The organism is Cupriavidus sp. FW305-27 (assembly GCF_058787995.1).
The window spans coordinates 25,960-43,679 of record NZ_JBYTAG010000061.1 but is presented as its reverse complement, the minus strand read 5'-3'; the positions used below and the strand labels follow the sequence as shown (position 1 = coordinate 43,679).

Annotated in this window: 16 protein-coding genes; 9 read left to right on the top strand and 7 right to left on the bottom strand. The window is 65.5% G+C overall.

The window, feature by feature from the left end:
• Positions 1 to 184: 184 nt before the first annotated feature.
• Positions 185 to 526 carry a putative quinol monooxygenase gene (locus tag AC3WRI_RS25320; protein ID WP_010810244.1) on the bottom strand — a complete coding sequence of 114 codons (342 nt, stop codon included), beginning with the start codon at positions 524 to 526 and terminating at the stop codon, positions 185 to 187.
• A 73-nt stretch (positions 527 to 599) separates the two neighbouring features.
• Positions 600 to 1,349, bottom strand: coding sequence for an SDR family oxidoreductase (locus tag AC3WRI_RS25315; protein WP_011617463.1), 750 nt, complete (start codon positions 1,347 to 1,349; stop codon positions 600 to 602).
• Positions 1,350 to 1,462: 113 nt separating this feature from the next.
• On the opposite strand from AC3WRI_RS25315, the gene AC3WRI_RS25310 reads away from it, so the two are divergent.
• Both AC3WRI_RS25310 and AC3WRI_RS25305 read left to right on the top strand, forming a co-directional pair.
• The gene (locus tag AC3WRI_RS25310; RefSeq protein WP_010810242.1) at positions 1,463 to 2,380 is read left to right on the top strand and encodes a LysR family transcriptional regulator; all 918 of its coding nucleotides are present in this window, start codon (positions 1,463 to 1,465) and stop codon (positions 2,378 to 2,380) included.
• A 68-nt stretch (positions 2,381 to 2,448) separates the two neighbouring features.
• Positions 2,449 to 3,828 (top strand): FAD-containing oxidoreductase, encoded by a 1,380-nt coding sequence (locus AC3WRI_RS25305; RefSeq protein WP_011617462.1) that lies wholly within the window; start codon positions 2,449 to 2,451, stop codon positions 3,826 to 3,828.
• A 29-nt stretch (positions 3,829 to 3,857) separates the two neighbouring features.
• Here AC3WRI_RS25305 and AC3WRI_RS25300 read toward each other — a convergent pair whose 3' ends face one another.
• Positions 3,858 to 4,454 carry a DJ-1/PfpI family protein gene (locus tag AC3WRI_RS25300; protein WP_011617461.1) on the bottom strand — a complete coding sequence of 199 codons (597 nt, stop codon included), beginning with the start codon at positions 4,452 to 4,454 and terminating at the stop codon, positions 3,858 to 3,860.
• Positions 4,455 to 4,537: 83 nt separating this feature from the next.
• Positions 4,538 to 5,662, bottom strand: coding sequence for an NAD(P)H-dependent flavin oxidoreductase (locus AC3WRI_RS25295; protein WP_010810239.1), 1,125 nt, complete (start codon positions 5,660 to 5,662; stop codon positions 4,538 to 4,540).
• A 264-nt stretch (positions 5,663 to 5,926) separates the two neighbouring features.
• Here AC3WRI_RS25295 and AC3WRI_RS25290 point away from each other — a divergent pair, with 264 nt between their 5' ends.
• A complete protein-coding gene (locus AC3WRI_RS25290; RefSeq protein ID WP_051398573.1) occupies positions 5,927 to 6,826 on the top strand; it encodes a GntR family transcriptional regulator in 900 nt (299 codons plus the stop codon).
• 108 nt (positions 6,827 to 6,934) lie between these two features.
• Here AC3WRI_RS25290 and AC3WRI_RS25285 read toward each other — a convergent pair whose 3' ends face one another.
• Positions 6,935 to 7,603 (bottom strand): GntR family transcriptional regulator, encoded by a 669-nt coding sequence (locus AC3WRI_RS25285; protein ID WP_010810237.1) that lies wholly within the window; start codon positions 7,601 to 7,603, stop codon positions 6,935 to 6,937.
• A gap of 335 nt (positions 7,604 to 7,938) precedes the next feature.
• Here AC3WRI_RS25285 and AC3WRI_RS25280 point away from each other — a divergent pair, with 335 nt between their 5' ends.
• Genes AC3WRI_RS25280 through AC3WRI_RS25265 form a run of 4 tightly spaced genes read left to right on the top strand, consistent with a single transcriptional unit; the run spans position 7,939 to position 13,462 of the window.
• Positions 7,939 to 9,192 (top strand): MFS transporter, encoded by a 1,254-nt coding sequence (locus tag AC3WRI_RS25280; protein WP_010810236.1) that lies wholly within the window; start codon positions 7,939 to 7,941, stop codon positions 9,190 to 9,192.
• 28 nt (positions 9,193 to 9,220) lie between these two features.
• Positions 9,221 to 10,033 (top strand): putative hydro-lyase, encoded by an 813-nt coding sequence (locus AC3WRI_RS25275; protein WP_010810235.1) that lies wholly within the window; start codon positions 9,221 to 9,223, stop codon positions 10,031 to 10,033.
• A 27-nt stretch (positions 10,034 to 10,060) separates the two neighbouring features.
• Entirely contained in the window at positions 10,061 to 11,704 is a 1,644-nt protein-coding gene (gene pxpB, locus AC3WRI_RS25270; protein ID WP_011617459.1) for a 5-oxoprolinase subunit PxpB, read from the top strand.
• A gap of 27 nt (positions 11,705 to 11,731) precedes the next feature.
• A complete protein-coding gene (locus AC3WRI_RS25265) occupies positions 11,732 to 13,462 on the top strand; it encodes an acetyl/propionyl/methylcrotonyl-CoA carboxylase subunit alpha (protein WP_011617458.1) in 1,731 nt (576 codons plus the stop codon).
• 39 nt (positions 13,463 to 13,501) lie between these two features.
• Here AC3WRI_RS25265 and AC3WRI_RS25260 read toward each other — a convergent pair whose 3' ends face one another.
• Both AC3WRI_RS25260 and AC3WRI_RS25255 read right to left on the bottom strand, forming a co-directional pair.
• Positions 13,502 to 14,305, bottom strand: coding sequence for a BPL-N domain-containing protein (locus tag AC3WRI_RS25260; protein ID WP_011617457.1), 804 nt, complete (start codon positions 14,303 to 14,305; stop codon positions 13,502 to 13,504).
• A gap of 172 nt (positions 14,306 to 14,477) precedes the next feature.
• Positions 14,478 to 15,389, bottom strand: a complete 912-nt coding sequence (locus AC3WRI_RS25255; RefSeq protein WP_041688156.1) for a LysR family transcriptional regulator — start codon at positions 15,387 to 15,389, stop codon at positions 14,478 to 14,480.
• A gap of 114 nt (positions 15,390 to 15,503) precedes the next feature.
• On the opposite strand from AC3WRI_RS25255, the gene AC3WRI_RS25250 reads away from it, so the two are divergent.
• A complete protein-coding gene (locus tag AC3WRI_RS25250) occupies positions 15,504 to 16,502 on the top strand; it encodes a Bug family tripartite tricarboxylate transporter substrate binding protein (protein ID WP_010810230.1) in 999 nt (332 codons plus the stop codon).
• 7 nt (positions 16,503 to 16,509) lie between these two features.
• Positions 16,510 to 17,685: a M20 aminoacylase family protein gene (locus AC3WRI_RS25245; protein ID WP_010810229.1), complete on the top strand. Its 1,176-nt coding sequence runs from the start codon at positions 16,510 to 16,512 to the stop codon at positions 17,683 to 17,685.
• The last annotated feature ends 35 nt before the right edge of the window (positions 17,686 to 17,720 follow it).

Genomic DNA, 17,720 nt, shown 5'->3' with positions numbered 1-17,720 from the left:
GAGCTTCCGTTGAGCCGTGCGGCATATTGCCACCTGCAGGTCTATGAGCGCCAGCGCGCTGCGCACCAGACGGCTGGCTGAGCAGCCTTCGCCCATTCATGGAAATCACCAATCACGACATGACTATGCCGTCAGACTGTGCTGCGCGCGACCGAGGATGTCGAAAATGCCTTCTCGGCGCTGATCAAGCGTGAAGATCCGGCCGGCACGCTGGCACAAGGCGAGACATCGCCGGCGTTAGAAACTCCGGCGTGCGTGGTGCTTTCAGCAGATCGGCCAGCACCGCCTCGTATTCGCGCCGGTAGGACGCTTTCAGGTGGTGGTCCCTGAAATGCTGCTCGCTGCAGGCCCAGTTCTCATAGAGAACCAGGGTGTCAGGATCTTCGAGCGAGCGGTGCAGATACGTGTTGATAAAGTCCGGCTCCTTCGACATCTGCTCGAGGACATCAAGCAGTCTCGACTCTAGCTCAGCGCGCCGCTCGGGCTTGCCCGGCAGATGGACGATAAAGGCAATGGATTGGTTCATGAAGCTGCTCCAGGCAGGATGGGCCACCTCATGCGCAGACCGCGCCCACGCCGCGGCCCGCAGAGGCATTGACTTACAGTTGGCTCATGCCGCCGTCGGCGATGATTTCCGTACCGACGATGAAGGCCGATTCGGGCGCCGACAGATGCAGCACCGTCGACGCAATCTCCGCCGGCAGGCCGAAGCGGCCCAGCGGAATCCGGCTCTGGATCTGCGCGGCAGTGGCCGACAGGGTGTCGGCTTCCAGGCCCAGCTTGCCGTACAGCGGCGTCGTCACCGGCCCGGGGCTGACCACATTTACCCGGATGCCCGAGCTGACCAGCTCACCCGACAGGGTCCTGGCAAGCGAGATCAGTGCTGCCTTGCTGGCGGCATACACGGAAGACATCGGCATGCCGATGCGCGCATTGATCGAGCCGTTCAGCACGATCGACGTGCCCCGGTTCAGCAGCGGCAGCAGCGCCTGGATCTGGAAGTACGCGCCCTTCACGTTGGCGTTGAAGGTGGCGTCCCACAGTGCCTCGTCCACATCGGCAACGGCGGCAAACTTGGCAATGCCGGCGTTGATGAAGACGGCGTCCAGGCGGATGCCTGCGTCGGTCAGCTGGCGAGCCAGGTCACGCGCGGCCTGCACGGTGCCGGTTTCGTTGCGGATGGCGATGGCCTCGTTGCCGAGCGTGGCGCGGGCGCCCTCCAGTGCCGCTGCGTCGCGGCCGGTGATGACCACGCGGGCGCCTTCCTGGGCGAATGCCTGGGCAGCCGCCAGGCCGATGCCGCTGTTGCCGCCAGTGATCAGAACGGTCTTGCCTTCGAAGCGATTCATGATGTCCTCCAATCGGGAAAGGTGAATTTGAACAATTGCGTGACTGGAGTATGGGCGCTGGCCTCCGGTTTGCCATACGATCAATCCGACGAACACGTTCGAAGGAGTTGCACATGTTGTCGGAGGACGAATTGGCCCTGCTGGAGGCCATCCGGGAGGCCGGCAGCCTGTCGCGCGCGGCGGCCAGGCTGGGCAAGGCGCCGTCCACGGTGTCGCACGCCGCGCGGCAGCTGGAGCAGCGCTTTGATGCACTCTTGTTCGACCGCCGCGGCTACCGCCTGCAGCTGACGCGCGCCGGCGAATTGCTCACCGAAGAAGCCGCCCGGCTTGCGCAGGATGTCGCGCGCGTCACACAGCGCGTGCGGCAGGTCGCCAATGGCTGGGAAGACCGGTTGTGGATCGTGACCGACGAGCTGATGGAATTCGAGACGCTGATGCCCGTCATGCATGCGTTCGACGCGCAGGAATCCGGCGTGGCGCTGCGCGTCACACACGAAGTGCTGGCCGGCACCTGGGAAGCGCTGCGGGATGGCCGCGCCGATCTGGTCATCGGTGCCACCAACGAGCCGCCCGCCATCCCCAACCTGGGGTGGTTCGAGCTGGGCGTGATCGAATGGGTGTTTGCGGTCTCGCCCCGGCATCCGCTGGCGGCCGCGCGCGAACCATTGACACGTGAGGAGATCGCCCGCCATCGTGCCGTGGTGGTGGCAGATTCATCACGCCTCACGGGCGGCCGCGCTTACGGCATGGTGGGTGGTCAGCGCTTGCTGGCCGTGCCGAGCGTGCGAGCCAAGACCCTGGCGCAGCGCGATGGCCTGGGGATCGGCTGGCTGCCCAGGCACCGGGTCGGCTCGCTGCTGCAGCGCGGCGAACTGATAGAGAAGCGCACCGCCGACCCGCGCGAGCCCAACCTGCTCTACGTGGGCTGGCGCGGCGATCACGAAGGCCGCGCGCTGCAATGGTGGCTGGAGCAGTTGCGACGGCCTCGGCTGGCCAGGCTGCTGGTGCGGGGCGTCGACGCCTACGCGTAGCTGGCAGGGCAGCGTCGCACCATCTAAAGTACCTTGTGGCTTTGCGATACCAGGCAAGGAGAATCGTGATGGCTCAAGGATTCGACGCGATCATCATCGGCACCGGACAAGCCGGTCCCGCACTCGCTGCGCGGCTGGCCGGCGCGGGCATGAAAACGGCCGTCATCGAGCGCGCGCGTTTTGGCGGCACCTGCGTGAACACCGGCTGCATTCCCACCAAAACCCTCATCGCAAGCGCGTACGCAGCGCAACTGGCGCGGCGGGCTGCCGAGTACGGCGTGACCATCGGCGGGCCGGTCGCCGTCGACATGAAGCAGGTGAAGGCACGCAAGGACGAGATCTCCGGCCGTTCCAGCAACGGTGTGGAACAGTGGATGCGCGGGCTGGAGAACGTCACGGTGTATCAAGGTCATGCCCGCTTTGAAAGCGCGCATAGCGTGCGGGTCAACGGCGAACTGCTGGAAGCTGACCGGATTTTCGTGAACGTCGGCGGCCGGGCCCTGGTTCCGCCCATGCCCGGGCTGGACCAGGTGCCGTACCTGACCAACTCGAGCATGATGGAGGTGGATTTCCTGCCGGAGCACCTGATCATCGTTGGCGGCAGCTACATTGGCCTTGAGTTTGGCCAGATGTACCGGCGTTTTGGGGCCAGGGTGACCGTTGTCGAAAAAGGCTCGCGCCTGATCCAGCGCGAAGACGAGGATGTGTCGCAGGCGGTGCTGGAGATCCTGGAGCGCGAGGGGATCGAAATCCGGCTCAATGCCAACTGCCTGAGCGCGCGCAGGGAAGGCGACCACATTGCGGTCGGGCTGGATTGTTCGGACGGGGCGCGCGACGTCCACGGCTCGCACCTGCTGCTGGCGGTCGGGCGCGTGCCCAACACGGAGGACCTGGGGCTGGACCAGGCGGGGGTGGAGACCGACGCCCGCGGCTATATCCAGGTAGACGAACAGTTGCGCACCAATGTCCCCGGCATCTGGGCGCTTGGCGACTGCAATGGCCGCGGAGCGTTCACGCATACGTCGTACAACGACTATGAGATCGTCGCTGCCAACCTTCTCGACAACGATCCCCGCAAGGTGACGGACCGCATCGCAGCCTATGCCATGTTCATCGACCCTCCGCTCGGCCGCGCCGGCATGACGGAAGCAGAAGCCCGGCAATCCGGACGCAGGCTGCTGGTCGGCTCTCGCCCCATGAGCCGCGTCGGGCGAGCCGTGGAGAAGGGCGAGAGCCAGGGCTTCATGAAGGTCGTGGTCGACGCCGATACCCGCATGATCCTGGGCGCCGCGATCCTCGGCGTGACCGGCGACGAGGTGATTCACTCACTGCTCGACATCATGTATGCCAAGGCACCCTATACCACCATCAGCCGCGCGATGCACATCCATCCGACGGTGTCGGAGCTGGTACCGACGCTGCTGCAGGAATTGCGGCTACAGGCTTAGCTGGCGCGCCGGCTCGACCGGGGCGCACATCAGAGGAACGGCGCAATGTTCGCCATCGCGCGCGTCACGTAGGCCACCTTCTCGCCCACTGGCGCCACATAGTCAATCGCGTTGCGTGCAGCCTCGACGCCTTCCAGACGGGCGATGAACCAGGCGGCCAGGTACTGCGACGCCAGGCATCCGCCGGCGGTTGCAACGTTTCCCCTGGCGACAAACGGCTGATCGAGCACAGCCACGCCTGCCTCCACTACCCATGGCTTGGAGATCAGGTCCGTACAGGCCGGAACGTCGTTCACCAAGCCCAGTTTGGCTAGTATGAGCGTGCCCGAGCATTGCGCGCCCAACAACTGGCGCGTCGGGTCGAAGCGGAGTTGCGACATCAGCGCGGTATCGGCGACGACTTCCCGGGTTCGTATCCCACTACCCACCAGCACAGCGTCCGCGTTGCATGCGTCCTCCAACGATGCTTGCGCCTCCATCACCACACCGTTCAGCGAACGCACCTTGGCCGCCGGACTGGCGATCGAAACCCGCCAGCCGGGCCGCTTGACCCGGTTGAGGATGGAGAGCGCGATCAGCGAGTCGATTTCGTTAAAGCCTTCGAAGGTCAGGATGGCGATATGCATGGGGCCTCGTGGGAGTGGCGACGTTGGGTTGCGCCATCGTAGAGCCGGCAGTCAGTACATTCAAATAATTGTTATAGATACGCTCAGGCTGCGTCCTGCGGGTCCGCAAACGTCGCCATGCGCAGGATCGCTTGCCTGAGCTCCGACCTGAGTTGCGCCACCAGCTCCGCGGCCGGCAGGGACCTGGCCAGCGGCGCTGCCTGCCCGGCCCACTGCGCCGCGTACTCAGCGCTCCCCGCGGCCTTGGCAGCGGCGTGAAGCGCCTTTCCCGCGTCATAGGCGATCGGGTAGTCCGGCACCGGAGGTGCGTCGGCGGCGGCGCCGAGTGCCGTGAGCCGGTTGGTGAAGCCCCTGGCCGCGCGGCCCGATATGGCGCGGGTGAGCGTGGTCGCGCGCGGCTGGGGCGCGGTCAGCGCCGCGCGATAGGCGGCATCGGCAGATGACTCCGGGCAGGCGACGAATGCGGTGCCAAGCTGGGCGGCTTCTGCCCCGAGAGCCAGTACCGCGGCAATGCCTGCCCCGTCCATGATGCCGCCCGAGGCAATCACCGGAAGTTTCGTGCCCAGCACCAGAAGACGCACCAGAGCCAGCGTGCCGAGGCCTTCGTCGTAGCCATCGGTGTCGAAGGCGCCGCGGTGTCCGCCAGCTTCAATGCCTTGCGCGACGATGGCGTCCACGCCGGCGGCCTCTATCTGGCGGGCCTCATGCAGGGACGTTGCACTGGCCAGCAGCACAATGCCGGCCGCGCGCAGCGCGTCAATTTTCTGCTTGGCGGGAAGGCCAAAATGGAAGCTCACAACCGCTGGCTTTTCTTCCAGCAGCATCTGGAACATGGCGTCGTCGGCCACGAAACTCCTGTAGATCTCGCGCAAGCTGGCGGGTGTGGTCGCGCCGTGCTCGGCAAACTGGGCGGCAAGGTAGCTGAGCCAGGCCTGCTCGCGCACCTCATCGGCCTTGGCGGGGGCGTGGCAGAACAGGTTGACGTTGAATGGCTTGCCGGTCAGCGCTCGTGTCTCGCGGATTGTCTTTCGCGCCGCTTCGGCATCCATTGCCCCGACGCCGAGCGAGCCCAGCCCGCCGGCCTCTGACACGGCTGCAGCCATGGCCGCTGTGCTGACACCGGCCATGGGCGCCTGGATGATGGGCGTGGAAATGCCCAGGATCGAACAAAGGTTGCGGCGCTGGCTGGAAGGCCTGGAAGTGTCCATGAGAGTCTCTTTCGCTTTGATGTGCATGATTCCGCTCGGGAAATTTTCGAAGGCGAGGCTGTGTCGGAGGGTATCGAGAATGCCATGAAATCTCGCGGCGTGAGAAGTTGCTGCGGCTTCGCAATGCATTGTTCATCGCGCGACGCATCCGGACCTGTCGGTGCCGGGCAAGGTGGCTTACCGCGCGCGCCCCGCATTGCGTGCCTGGAATACCCGGCAACTATCGACTAGCTTGAAAGCCTTGGGCCGCTTTGATGGGGCATCATGATGAAGAGGATCACAGGGCGCCTGGCCACCATTGTCTCCGTGGGTGTAGCAGCGGGCCTTACTGCCGCAAGCGGCGCGTGGGCCTCTGACATCGTCTGCAAGCCAATTGCGCGCGAATCCCCCGTACGCTGCAACAATCCGGATGGCTCCGGGGTGAGATGCAGCCTTGCGACGGACGAGGCCGGTCCGCAGGCGCGCCCGCGGCATCTGATCTGCGATTCCCCCAGGCTGTCAGAGCGCTACGAGCGCATTTACGCCGAGCAGCAGAGGATGCTGCGCAAGGGCAGGATCCTGGACTCGGACATCGCGGCGTGGCGCGGCCGGCGCGATGCGTGCGGCTCGGTGCGCTGCCTGGAAAGCATGTTCGCGAAATTCTGGCGGGAGCGGGATTCGATGCGAATCGCACCGGGCCGGTCCGACTCCGCGAATCAAGCAGCAACGGCGGTGTCGCCACCCGCCAGCCAGGAGGCGGCACCGCCGCCTGCGGTGTCTTCCGCGCAGGGCTCGCAGACCTCAACGCAGATCCCTGCGCCGACGCAGCGCGTGCAAGAAGAGCCGCCGCCGGCAGAGCCGCTTGCCGAGGCGGCTGGACCGGAACCCGTCGAACCAACACGGCCGACGGCTCCGGCTGTTGAAACGCTGCCTGTCTGGCAAGCCACAGCGCCTCCCGTTGCCGAGAACAAGAACAGCCGCCCGGACAAGTCCCATCCGGCAGCCCTTGCCGTGGAGAGCCTGCTTTCAGGACTGGTCGTGATGGGTGCGGGGTTCCTGTGGACGCGCCGTGCCGCGCGCGCACAGGATCGGACGCGTTTCGCCATCCCGGCGGCGGCGGTGGTCGTCTATGGCTTGCTGCTTGTGAATGCGCTGCTGCTGCCGTTTACGCTTGCCGTGAAGTGAGGACACTGGCGCCTTACCGACGACAATGCATGGCTCCGCATCTTGAGCAGGCGGGGGCCATTGCGGCTCGGCGTGCAGCAGCTATGCATGGATGCGCCGCACCGGCGTTCAACGCCCCTTGAAAATCGGGTGCCGGGCGCAAACCGACAGCACGATGCGCTCGGACTGCACCAGGTAGTCGTTGAGGGCTGCGGCACACTCTGCGAGCTTGCCCGCCTCGAACAACTGCAGGATGTGCTGGTTCAGCTCGACATATGGGCCATGCAGGAATTCGGGATCCTGCAGCATGCCGAAAGCCAGGCGCAGCTCGGCCAGCAGGTGGGCGAACATCACGTTCAGCCGCTCGCTGTCGGCCAGTTCCACGATCGCCATATGGAACTCCATATTGGCGGTACCCGCGCCTTGCCAGTCGCCGCTGTCGCGGCAGCGCAGTCCCATTTCCACCGCTTCGCGCAGGTGCTTCCTGGCTGGATGGCTGGGGTAGGCCTGGGCGATGGCCTGGCACTCGATCATGCGGCGCACGCGGTAGATGTCGATGATGGCCGCAATGCTGGGAATTGCCACGGATACCCCGCGGTTGGGTTCGTGCTTGAGCAGGCCTTCCTTGGTCAGCACGCGAAAGGTCTCGCGCAAGGTGTTGCGCGAGATCTGCAGGCTCTCGCTAAGCGCGGCTTCCGACAAGCGCTGCCCGGGCGCGAATTCGCCATGCACGATGCGCTGGCGAATCTGCTCCGTGACCCGCTCGGCCAGGTTTCTTACGTCAGTACTGGATGTCATGTTGGCTTGCGTCAGGGGCGACAGGTTCAGGCATGCCCCGTGCGGCGATGTTATCTCACTTTGTTGAACAATAGGCACAAGATTGGTGCGAAGTCTGCCCTGCAGACGTGACTTAGGTGTATACGAGAATCGAACCTCAGCCAATATTGTTCAACAATATGTCACGGTGGTTGAGTCATACGTGCAGATAGATGAACATGGCATGTGTTTTGCTAAACAGCGGCTGGGGTGCGGGGCCGCTGTCTTAGTGGTCTTGCTCGCTACCGGAACTTCGTCGTGAAGACATCGCGACGAGCCTTGTCCACGCTTTGTCCTTATCCATAGTGAGCGCAACCATGTGGCTTAAAGAAACAAATCAGGCGGAGCGCAAGACGCTCTTTGCCGCCTTCGTCGGCTATGGGGTCGATGCCTTCGACTACATGATCTACACCTTCATGATCCCCACCTTCATCCTGGTGTGGGGCATGACCAAGGCCGAGGCTGGCTACATCGCGACGGGCGCGCTCATCAGCTCGGCCATCGGCGGCTGGCTGGCCGGCATCCTGGCCGACAAATATGGTCGCGTGCGGATCCTGCAGCTGACCGTGCTCTGGTTCAGTTTCTTCACGTTCCTGAGCGGCTTCACCCAGTCCCCCGAGCAACTGTTCCTGACCCGCATGCTGCAAGGCCTGGGCTTTGGCGGCGAATGGTCAGTCGGTTCCCTGCTGATCGCCGAGATGATCCGGGCCCGCCACCGTGGCAAGGCGGTCGGACTGGTGCAAAGCAGCTGGGCCATCGGCTGGGGCCTGTCGGCGATTGCATTCTGGGCGGTCTATGCCGTGTTCGAGCAGCAATACGCATGGCGCGTGCTGTTCTGGGCCGGCGTGCTGCCGGCGGTCTTTATCCTGTATATCCGCCGCAATATCTCCGAGCCCGAGGTGTATCAGGAAACCAGGGCCAAGCTGGCCCGCACCGGGCAAAGCAATAACTTCATGCTGATCTTCAAGCCCGGCGTGCTGCGCGTGACGGTGCTGGCAAGCCTGCTGGCGACCGGCATGCAAGGTGCCTACTATTCGGTGACGACCTGGCTGCCCACCTACCTCAAGATGGAACGCAATCTCTCCGTGCTCAACACCAGCGGCTACCTGATGGTGCTGATCGCCGGGTCCTTCGCCGGCTACCTGACCAGCGCCTGGCTGTCCGACCGCCTGGGGCGCCGGCGTTGCTTCATGCTGTTTGCGGTGAGCGCGGCCTTCCTCGTGATCTGCTATACGCAGTTGCCGATCACCGACGCCGCGATGCTGGTGCTGGGTTTCCCCCTGGGTTTCTTCCTGTCCGGGATCTTCTCGGGGATGGGGGCCTACCTGACGGAGCTGTATCCGAGCCATATCCGCGGCTCCGGCCAGGGCTTCTGCTACAACTTTGGCCGTGCGGTCGGTTCCATATTCCCGGCCATGATCGGGCATATGAGCGCATCGATGTCGCTGGGGGTTGCCATCGGCTATCTCGCCGCCGGCGCCTATGGGCTGGTCGTTATCGCCTGCCTGCTGTTGCCGGAAACGCAAGGGCGCGAATTGCTCGCCGAAGCCGGGGCCGAGGCCGCGCATTGATCTGATCCAAGACACTGGAGCAACACGCATGCAAGATTCCGCACTGGAACGCACCCGCATCGCCGCCGTGAACGCCGCGCGCGCAGCGCGCGCAAGCTACCGTGCCGGCACGGTACAGCCTACCGCCGGCATTGCACCGGGGATGACGCAAGCCAACATGATCGCGTTGCCGCGCGACTGGGCCTGGGACTTCCTGCTGTACGCGCAACGCAACCCCAAGGCCTGTCCCGTGCTCGACGTGATCGAAGCGGGTGCACAGCAGACCGTGCTGGCGCAAGGGGCCGATATCCGCACCGATATCCCGCTGTATCGCGTGTGGCGCGACGGCAAGCTGGCGGAGGAGGTGGCGGATGCCACGCCCCTGTGGACTGAGCACCCGGACCTGGTCACCTTCCTGATCGGCTGCAGCTTCACCTTCGAGACGCCGCTGCAAGAGGCAGGCATCGAGGTGCGGCATATCGCCGACGGTTCCAACGTGCCGATGTACCGCACCAACCGCCAGTGTCGCCCGGCTGGCCGCCTGCATGGCGAGATGGTCGTGTCCATGCGGCCCATCCCTGCGCATCGGGTTGCCGATGCGGTTTCCATCAGCGGACGCTTCCCGTCGGTGCACGGCTCGCCCGTCCATGTCGGCGATCCGGCCGCGCTGGGCATTGCCGACCTCGCCAGGCCTGACTTTGGTGACGCCGTGCGTATCGAGCCGGGCGAGATCCCGGTGTTCTGGGCTTGCGGCGTCACGCCCCAGGCGGCCGTGATGGCGTCAGGCGTGCCGTTCGCCGTGACGCATGCGCCGGGCCACATGTTCATTACCGACGTGCCAGACAGCACGTATCACGTCTAGGACCTCCGGGTCATTGCGGAGCTCGTTTTGCGTTTTCTGCCCGTCACTTCGAATGCACTGCTGGTGGAACTGGCCGACCTGGACCAGACCCTGGCCCTGCTGGCCTCGCTGCAGCGCGATCCCGTGCACGGCGTGGCGGAGCTGGTGCCCGCCGCGCGCACCATCCTCGTTCACTTCCGCCCATCGGCCATCAGCGCCGCCGCGCTGGTATCGGCCATCGCCGCGCGCGACCTGTCGCAGCGCGTCGAGCGCAGCAACATCCTGGTCGAGATTCCGGTGCGCTATGACGGCGAGGACCTGGCCGAGGTGGCCCAGCTGCTTGGCATCACGCCCAGGGAAGTGGTGCGCCGCCACACCGGCAGCGAATACACCGTTGCCTTTACCGGCTTTGCGCCAGGCTTTGCCTATCTCAGCGGCGGCCATCCCAGCTTCGACGTGCCGCGCCGCAGTACGCCGCGCACGCGTATTCCCGCCGGCGCCGTGGGCCTGGCTGGCACCTTCAGCGGCGTGTACCCGCAGGCCAGCCCGGGCGGCTGGCAGATCATCGGGGTTACCCCCGTGGCCATGTGGGACCTGAATCGCGAACAGCCTGCGCTGCTGCAGCCCGGCTATCGCGTGCGCTTCATCGACATCGCCACGCTCGATGGCGTGCTCGATGCGGGCAGCGCCATCGCCGCCGGCGCCCCGGCGCGCCAGCCGTTGCCGACGGACAAGGCGGCTGCTGCCGCGGCGCTGAAGGTGAGGGCCACCGGGCTGCAGACCGTGTTCCAGGACCTGGGCCGGCACGGCCAGGCGGGGCAGGGCGTCTCGGCCTCGGGTGCGATGGACCAGGCCGCCCTCAAGATGGCCAACCGCCTGGTCGGCAACCGCAGCGACGGCGCGGCGCTCGAGACCGTGGGCGGCGGCCTGCAACTGCAGAGCGTGGGTGAAACCGTGCTGGCTGTCACTGGCGCCGATGCGGCGCTGACGGTGCGCACTGCCGATGGTCGCCAATGGAGCGTCCCGAACCACCAGGCCGTGGCGCTGGCCGATGGCGACACGCTGAGCATCGGTCAGCCTCTTGCCGGCGCCCGCAGCTATGTGGCAGCACGCGGCGGGTTTGCCGTCACGCCGGTCCTGGGCAGTTGTGCGACTGACTCGCTGGCCAAGGTCGGTCCCGCGCCACTGGCCGTGGGCGATGTGCTGGACCTGCTGCCCGCACCGGCCGGCGCCGTCGTGGGCACCCCCGGGTTGCCTGCCGCCGATCTGCCCACGGTGGAGCAGGACGTCGTGCTGGATGTGGTGCTCGGTCCCCGCACCGACTGGTTCACTGCGGAGTCCGTGGCGCGCCTTGCTGCGCAGCGCTGGCAAGTCACCCCGCAATCCAACCGCGTGGGCCTGCGCCTGGCCGGCGAGGTGCCGCTGGAGCGCGCCATCACCGGCGAGCTGCCCAGCGAGGGCACCGCCCTGGGTGCGTTGCAGGTGCCGCCAAGCGGCCAACCCGTGCTGTTCCTGGCCGACCACCCGCTGACCGGCGGCTACCCCGTGATCGGGGCCGTGGCGCCTTACCACCTGGACCGCGCCGGACAGATTCCGGTTGGCGCCTGGCTGCGCTTCAACCCGCTCGGCGCCTTCGAAGAACTTCAACCGTCAGAACTGCAACTGTCGGCGCAGCGATCGTCTGCCGCCTGAGCGCACAAGCCCCAACCGAGATTTGCGATGAAGAAAGTCCTGATTGCCAACCGTGGCGAGATTGCCGTCCGCATCATCCGCGCCTGTGCCGACTACGGAGTCGGGTCGGTGGCCGTGTATGCCAATGCTGATATCGACGCGCTGCACGCGCGGCTGGCCGACGAGGCCTACGGCCTGGATGGCGACCGTCCGGCCGACACCTACCTGAACATTCCCAAGCTGCTCGATATCGCCCGGCGCAGCGGGGCAGATGCCGTGCATCCAGGCTACGGCTTCCTGTCGGAAAGTGAAGCCTTTGCCAAGGCCGTGATCGATGCCGGCCTGGTCTGGATTGGCCCGTCTCCCGCCACGATTGCGCGGCTGGGCGACAAGGTGGAAGCGCGCAAGATCGCCTTGCAGGTTGGCGCCCCGCTGGTCGCCGGCACGCCCGACCCGGTCGTGGATGCCAGTGAGGTACTGGCCTTTGCCGAGCAGTACGGCCTGCCGATCATCATCAAGGCAGCCTTCGGCGGCGGCGGCCGCGGCATGAAGATCGCATGGCGCATGGATGAGGTGGAGGAGTTGTACGCCTCCGCCGTGCGCGAGGCTGTCACTGCCTTTGGCCGCGGCGAATGCTTCGTTGAGCAGTTCCTCGACAAGCCCCGCCATATCGAAGCGCAGGTACTGGCCGACCAGCATGGCAATGTCGTGGTGCTGGGCACGCGCGACTGCTCGCTGCAGCGCCGCAACCAGAAGCTGGTCGAAGAAGCCCCCGCGCCGTTCCTGACCGACGCGCAGCGCGCGCGTATCCACGCCGCCGCCCGCGACATCTGCGCGGCGGCCAGCTACACCAGTGCCGGCACCGTGGAATTCCTGCTCAGCGCCAGCGGCGCGATCTCCTTCCTGGAGGTCAACACCCGCCTGCAGGTGGAGCACCCCGTGACCGAGCAGACCACCGGCGTGGACCTGGTGGTCGAGCAATTGCGCGTGGCGGATGGCTTGCCGCTCTCCATTACCGAAACCCCGGCGCCGCTGGGCCATTCAATCGAGTTCCGCATCAACGCCGAGGACGTGGGCCGCGGCTTCCTGCCCACGCCCGGGCCGGTGCAGACCTTCGAAGCTCCGTCGGGCCCCGGGGTGCGCGTGGACTCGGGTGTGCAGTCGGGCTCGGTGGTCCCCGGCACATTCGACTCGCTGATGGCCAAGCTCATCGTGACCGGTGCCACGCGCGAACAGGCGCTGGCGCGCGCACGCCGTGCGCTGCGCGAGTTCCGTATCGAGGGTGTGGCGTCGGTGCTGCCGTTCCACCGTGCGGTGATCGACCACGCAGATTTCCTCGGCGCGGATGGCTTCAGGGTCCACACGCGCTGGATCGAGTCCGACTTCGCCGAACCGCTGGCAGCGGCCACCCGTGCCGAGCCCCGGCACGATGCCAGCCTGTTGCGCACCGCCATCGAGATCGACGGCCGCCGCATGGTGCTGGGGCTGCCGGCGCAGCTGCTGCGCGGCCTCGCCGACGCGCCCGGGCAAGGCAGCGCCGCGGCGCCGGCCCAGGCCGCCGCTACTGACCCGGCCGACCTGCCATCCCCGATCGCCGGCACCGTGCAGACCTGGAAGGTCGCAGTTGGCGACGAGGTCAAGGAAGGCGATCTGATCGCCGTGATGGAAGCCATGAAGATGGAGATGCAAGTCCATGCTCATCGCGGCGGCCGCGTAACGTGGCAGGCGGCCGCAGGCACGTTCCTGACGGCGGGGACGCGGCTGGTCAACATTGTGTGAATTCACTAAGAATGCCGGCCAAAGGGTAGGGCGCGCCGCTCAGTTCAGCACCAGCCCCGCGTGCGCCAGCAACCGGCGAAACACCGCCAGGCGTGTATCGCCGGTCTCCGCCAGCCGGTCGCAGACATGGAGGTGTTCACGCATATCGCTGTGTCCGCGCAGCGCATCCTTGCACTCCCGCTCGGAGATCTCAAGGTGGACGCCGGCGAGCACCGCGCGGCCCTTGCCAACCCGTGAACTGACGATGGCCGGCGGCGTGCCATCGATATCCGCATAGACGGCCAGGACCTGCGTGTCAGCGCCGGGAGCGTCGCCGAAGTCAAAGCGGCAGCCGCCATGGTAGTGGGTGTATAGCGACATCGGGACATCGGTCAGGCTGTCCGTGGTGCGCAGTTTCACCGCGGCCGTGGTACGCGGCGTGCCGTCATACAGCATGCCGTCAGTCAGTTCTGGCAGCGAGCCCACTGCCACGGCGTCGACAAAGCACAGCTCGCGCGGGCCGCAGATTGCGCCCCTGGTGCCGGCGTGAAACGCCAGTTCCCGACATGCGTAGTAAGCGCCCGCGCAAATCCCGAGGTAGACGCCGCCCTGTTCGACGAAACGCCGGATGCGCGCGTTCGGGGCACCGTTCAGCATTGCACAGTAGGGAAGGTCGGCGCCTCCCGGCAAGACAAACAGCACCGCCCCATCGAACAGCGTGGCGTCGTGCCGGATGTCGTCTGCCATCACCGCACGGTTCTCGTAGGTGCTGGCGTGGAGTTGGTGCCCGATGGTCCGCATCAGGCATGCGGTCCAGTCGGAAGCGCCGGCGTCGACATAGGTCAGGATCTGGGGCCTTGGCATACCGGCATCCGCTTTTGAATAAGGAACGGGAACTCACGGGACGGCTCCGGTACCGGTCTCGGAGTGGAGGTTGGGTGATCCAAGGAACTCTTATTGTGCATCGACAAGGCACATCATTGCCCTGAATGGATTCAAGCATAACGCTGCCGATCGGGAACAGCTCGCCTGGCGGCTAGTCACGCAAATGCTCGTCCGTGAATTTCCGGAATATTTCCATGCTGGGCGCCTCGGTCCGCCCCGCCAGGGTGAAAGAGGCATAGCGGGGGCCATCATCGACCGCTGGGGTCGTGACCAGTTCGCATAGTTTTCCTGCGGCAATCTCCGCACGCACTGCGGCGACGATGCTGAACAGTATCGCGTCGGAATCCAGCACAGCTTCGACCAGGCTCCGGACATTCTCGCACCTGAGGCTAAGGCAATGCTCCGGATCCGCGCGTGGACCGAAGCGCTTCACCAGGTTGCGCGCGACTTCCGTGCTGAGCGGGGCGGAAGCCAGCGGATAACGCATGACATCGTCAAACGATACGGCGTCTCCGCCGGCAGCCTGTTGCACAAGCGGATGTCCTGTGCGGCAGATAAAGCGGCCCTGCAACGCGTTCAGCAGTTCGTGGCGAAGGTCCGTTGCTGGCGCCACGCTGCTCACCTCCACGATGACTGCATCAAGCGATCGCTGACGCAGCTGGATCATCAGCGCATCGGAAGTACCAAGCGACACGCTGACCTGTATGCCGGGATGGTGCCTGGCCATGTATCGGAGAAACGGCGTCGCCAGCACTGCGCCCGGCCCCGCGCCCAGCCCGACGCGGATGGCACCCAGGTGGTGGTGGTGGAACAGTTCGACGCTGCGGTGCAGTTCCGCTTCCTCGAACACGATGCGCCGGGCCCGGTTTGCAGTCAGCTCCCCCAATGGGGTCAGCACATTGCGCTTGCCGTGCCGGTCGATCAGGCGGCCTCCCAGTTCGTCCTCCAACGTCTGGATGCTCCGGCTCAGCGCGGACTGGGTCAGGTGCAGGCGTTGTGCCGCCTGGCTGAAGGACGCCATATCCGCCACCATCAGCAGATGCTTGAGATGTTTGAGATGCATTGCGCACTTATAGATGAGATTTTTGAATAAATTTTAGACCGATAATGCATTGGACGCATGCCGGACGGCGCTTTACGATCCGATTCCACAAGAACACGCATTGAGGAGACCGCCATGACCCGATTCAAGAACATTGGCCGCCGTTGGCTCGGCGGCCTGGTTGCAGCACTGCTTTTTGCAGGGCTGGCGCCGGCACACGGCTTTCCTGACCGGCCGGTAACGCTGATGGTGCCGTTCCCGGCGGGCGGCCTCTCCGACGTTGTTGCCCGGAACCTGAACGGGTCCCTGGCCCGGCAGTTCGGGCAGCCAGTCATCGTCGAGAACCTCGGGGGAGCTGGTGGCGCGATTGCCGCGCAGAAGGTCCTTCATGCACCGGCCGACGGCCACCTGCTATTGCAGGCAGGGCCCGGCGAGCTCATCACTACGCCGCTGGCCAATGCCGCAATCAAATTCAGGAGCGAAGATTTCAGGCTGGTGCATATGGTCGGCACTGTCGATCTTGCCATCCTGGTGCGCAGGGATCTGCCGGTAAAGGATGTCGACGAACTCGCCGCCTATGCCGCGCAGGCAGCCAAGGCCGGCAAACCACTGACGTACGCCAGCGTCGGCATCGGCTCGCTCTATCACCTCCTGGGGGCGCACATGTCCCAAACCATCGGAGCGCCGATGACTCACGTCCCTTACAAGGGCGGCGCGCCCGTGATCCAGGACCTCGTTGGCGGAATCGTCGATATCTTCATCTCGCCATTTGGCAAGCCTGACATCGAACGCATGCGCACCGGCCAGGTCCGGATGCTGGCCGTACTGTCGCCTACGCGAGTGGAGGCAGTGAAGTCGGTCCCCAGCGTCAATGAGAGCAAGGCGCTGCGAGGCTTCAACTATTCAACCTGGGCTGGCATCTTCGTGAAGAAGGACACTGCCGAGCCTGTCGTGCAGGCGGTGCACAACGCGATTGTGCATACGCTGGCCGACCCCTCGGTGCGCGCAAGCCTGGATGCCGCGAACCTGCCTGCGTCCAAGCCGGTGTCGCTTGCCGAAAGTCAGAAGGCCTATCAGCAGAGCATCGAACAATACCGCGGCATTGCCCGTGCCATCGGCTTGCAGCCGCAATAAGGACGACATGCATCCCATCCTGGCCGCGCTGCGGGACAGCGCCGAAGAGTTCGTAGCAGTTCGCCGTGACCTGCACCGGCATCCGGAGCTCGGCTTCGAGGAACACCGCACCAGCGACATGGTGGCCAGCCTGCTCGCCGAATGGGGCTATGAGGTCGAGCGCGGGCTGGGGACAACGGGGGTCGTCGGCCGGCTGCGACGCGGTACGGGCAACCGCAGCCTTGGCATTCGCGCCGACATGGATGCCCTGCCGATGGAGGAGGCCACAGGGCTCCCCTATGCCAGCTGCCATCCCGGCGTGATGCACGCCTGCGGGCATGACGGGCATACCACCATGCTGCTTTGCGCAGCAAAGTACCTCGCCCGGCGCGGCGACTTCAGCGGAACCCTGAACCTTATCTTCCAGCCGGCAGAGGAGGGGTTGGGCGGTGCAAAGAAGATGATGGAGGACGGACTGTTCAGGAAGTACCCTTGCGATGCCGTCTTCGCCATGCACAACGTACCGGGCACCGCATCGGGCCGTCTGCTGTTGCGCGAGGGCGCGGCGCAGGCTTCGGCCGACAACGTCACCATCACGCTGGAAGGCGTCGGCGGCCATGCGGCGATCCCGCACCACGCGGCCGACCCTGTCGTGGCCGGCGCCTCCATCGTGATGGCCTTGCAGACTATCGTGGCGCGCAATGTCGATCCGCTGCAAGCGGCGGTCATTACCGTGGGCGCGTTCCAGGCCGGTACCGTCTCCAATATCATTCCCTCGCACGCCGTGCTCAGGCTGAGTGTCCGCGCACTGGACCGCGATGTGCGAGAGCGGATCGAGCAGCGTGTCAGGGACCTGGTATCCGCGCAGGCGCAGAGTTATGGCGTCACGGCGCAGGTCGATTATCAGCGCGGGTATCCAGTCCTGGTGAATACGCCGGCCGAAACGGCGTTCGCAAGCCAGGTCGCCCTGGACTTGCTGGGCGCGAGCCACGTCAACTGCCAGGCGTCGCCCATTGCCGCCAGTGAGGACTTTGCCTTCATGCTGGATGCCGTGCCTGGCTGCTACCTGTGGCTTGGAAACGGCGAAGGCGGAAAGGCCGGAGGCTGCTCGGTCCACAATCCCGGCTACGACTTCAATGATGGGAACATTGCTGTCGGTGCGGCGTATTGGGCCCTGCTGTGCGAACGTTTCCTCGTGGACTAAACGCCACCGATCCCCCTGGAACTGTCTGGCGACCG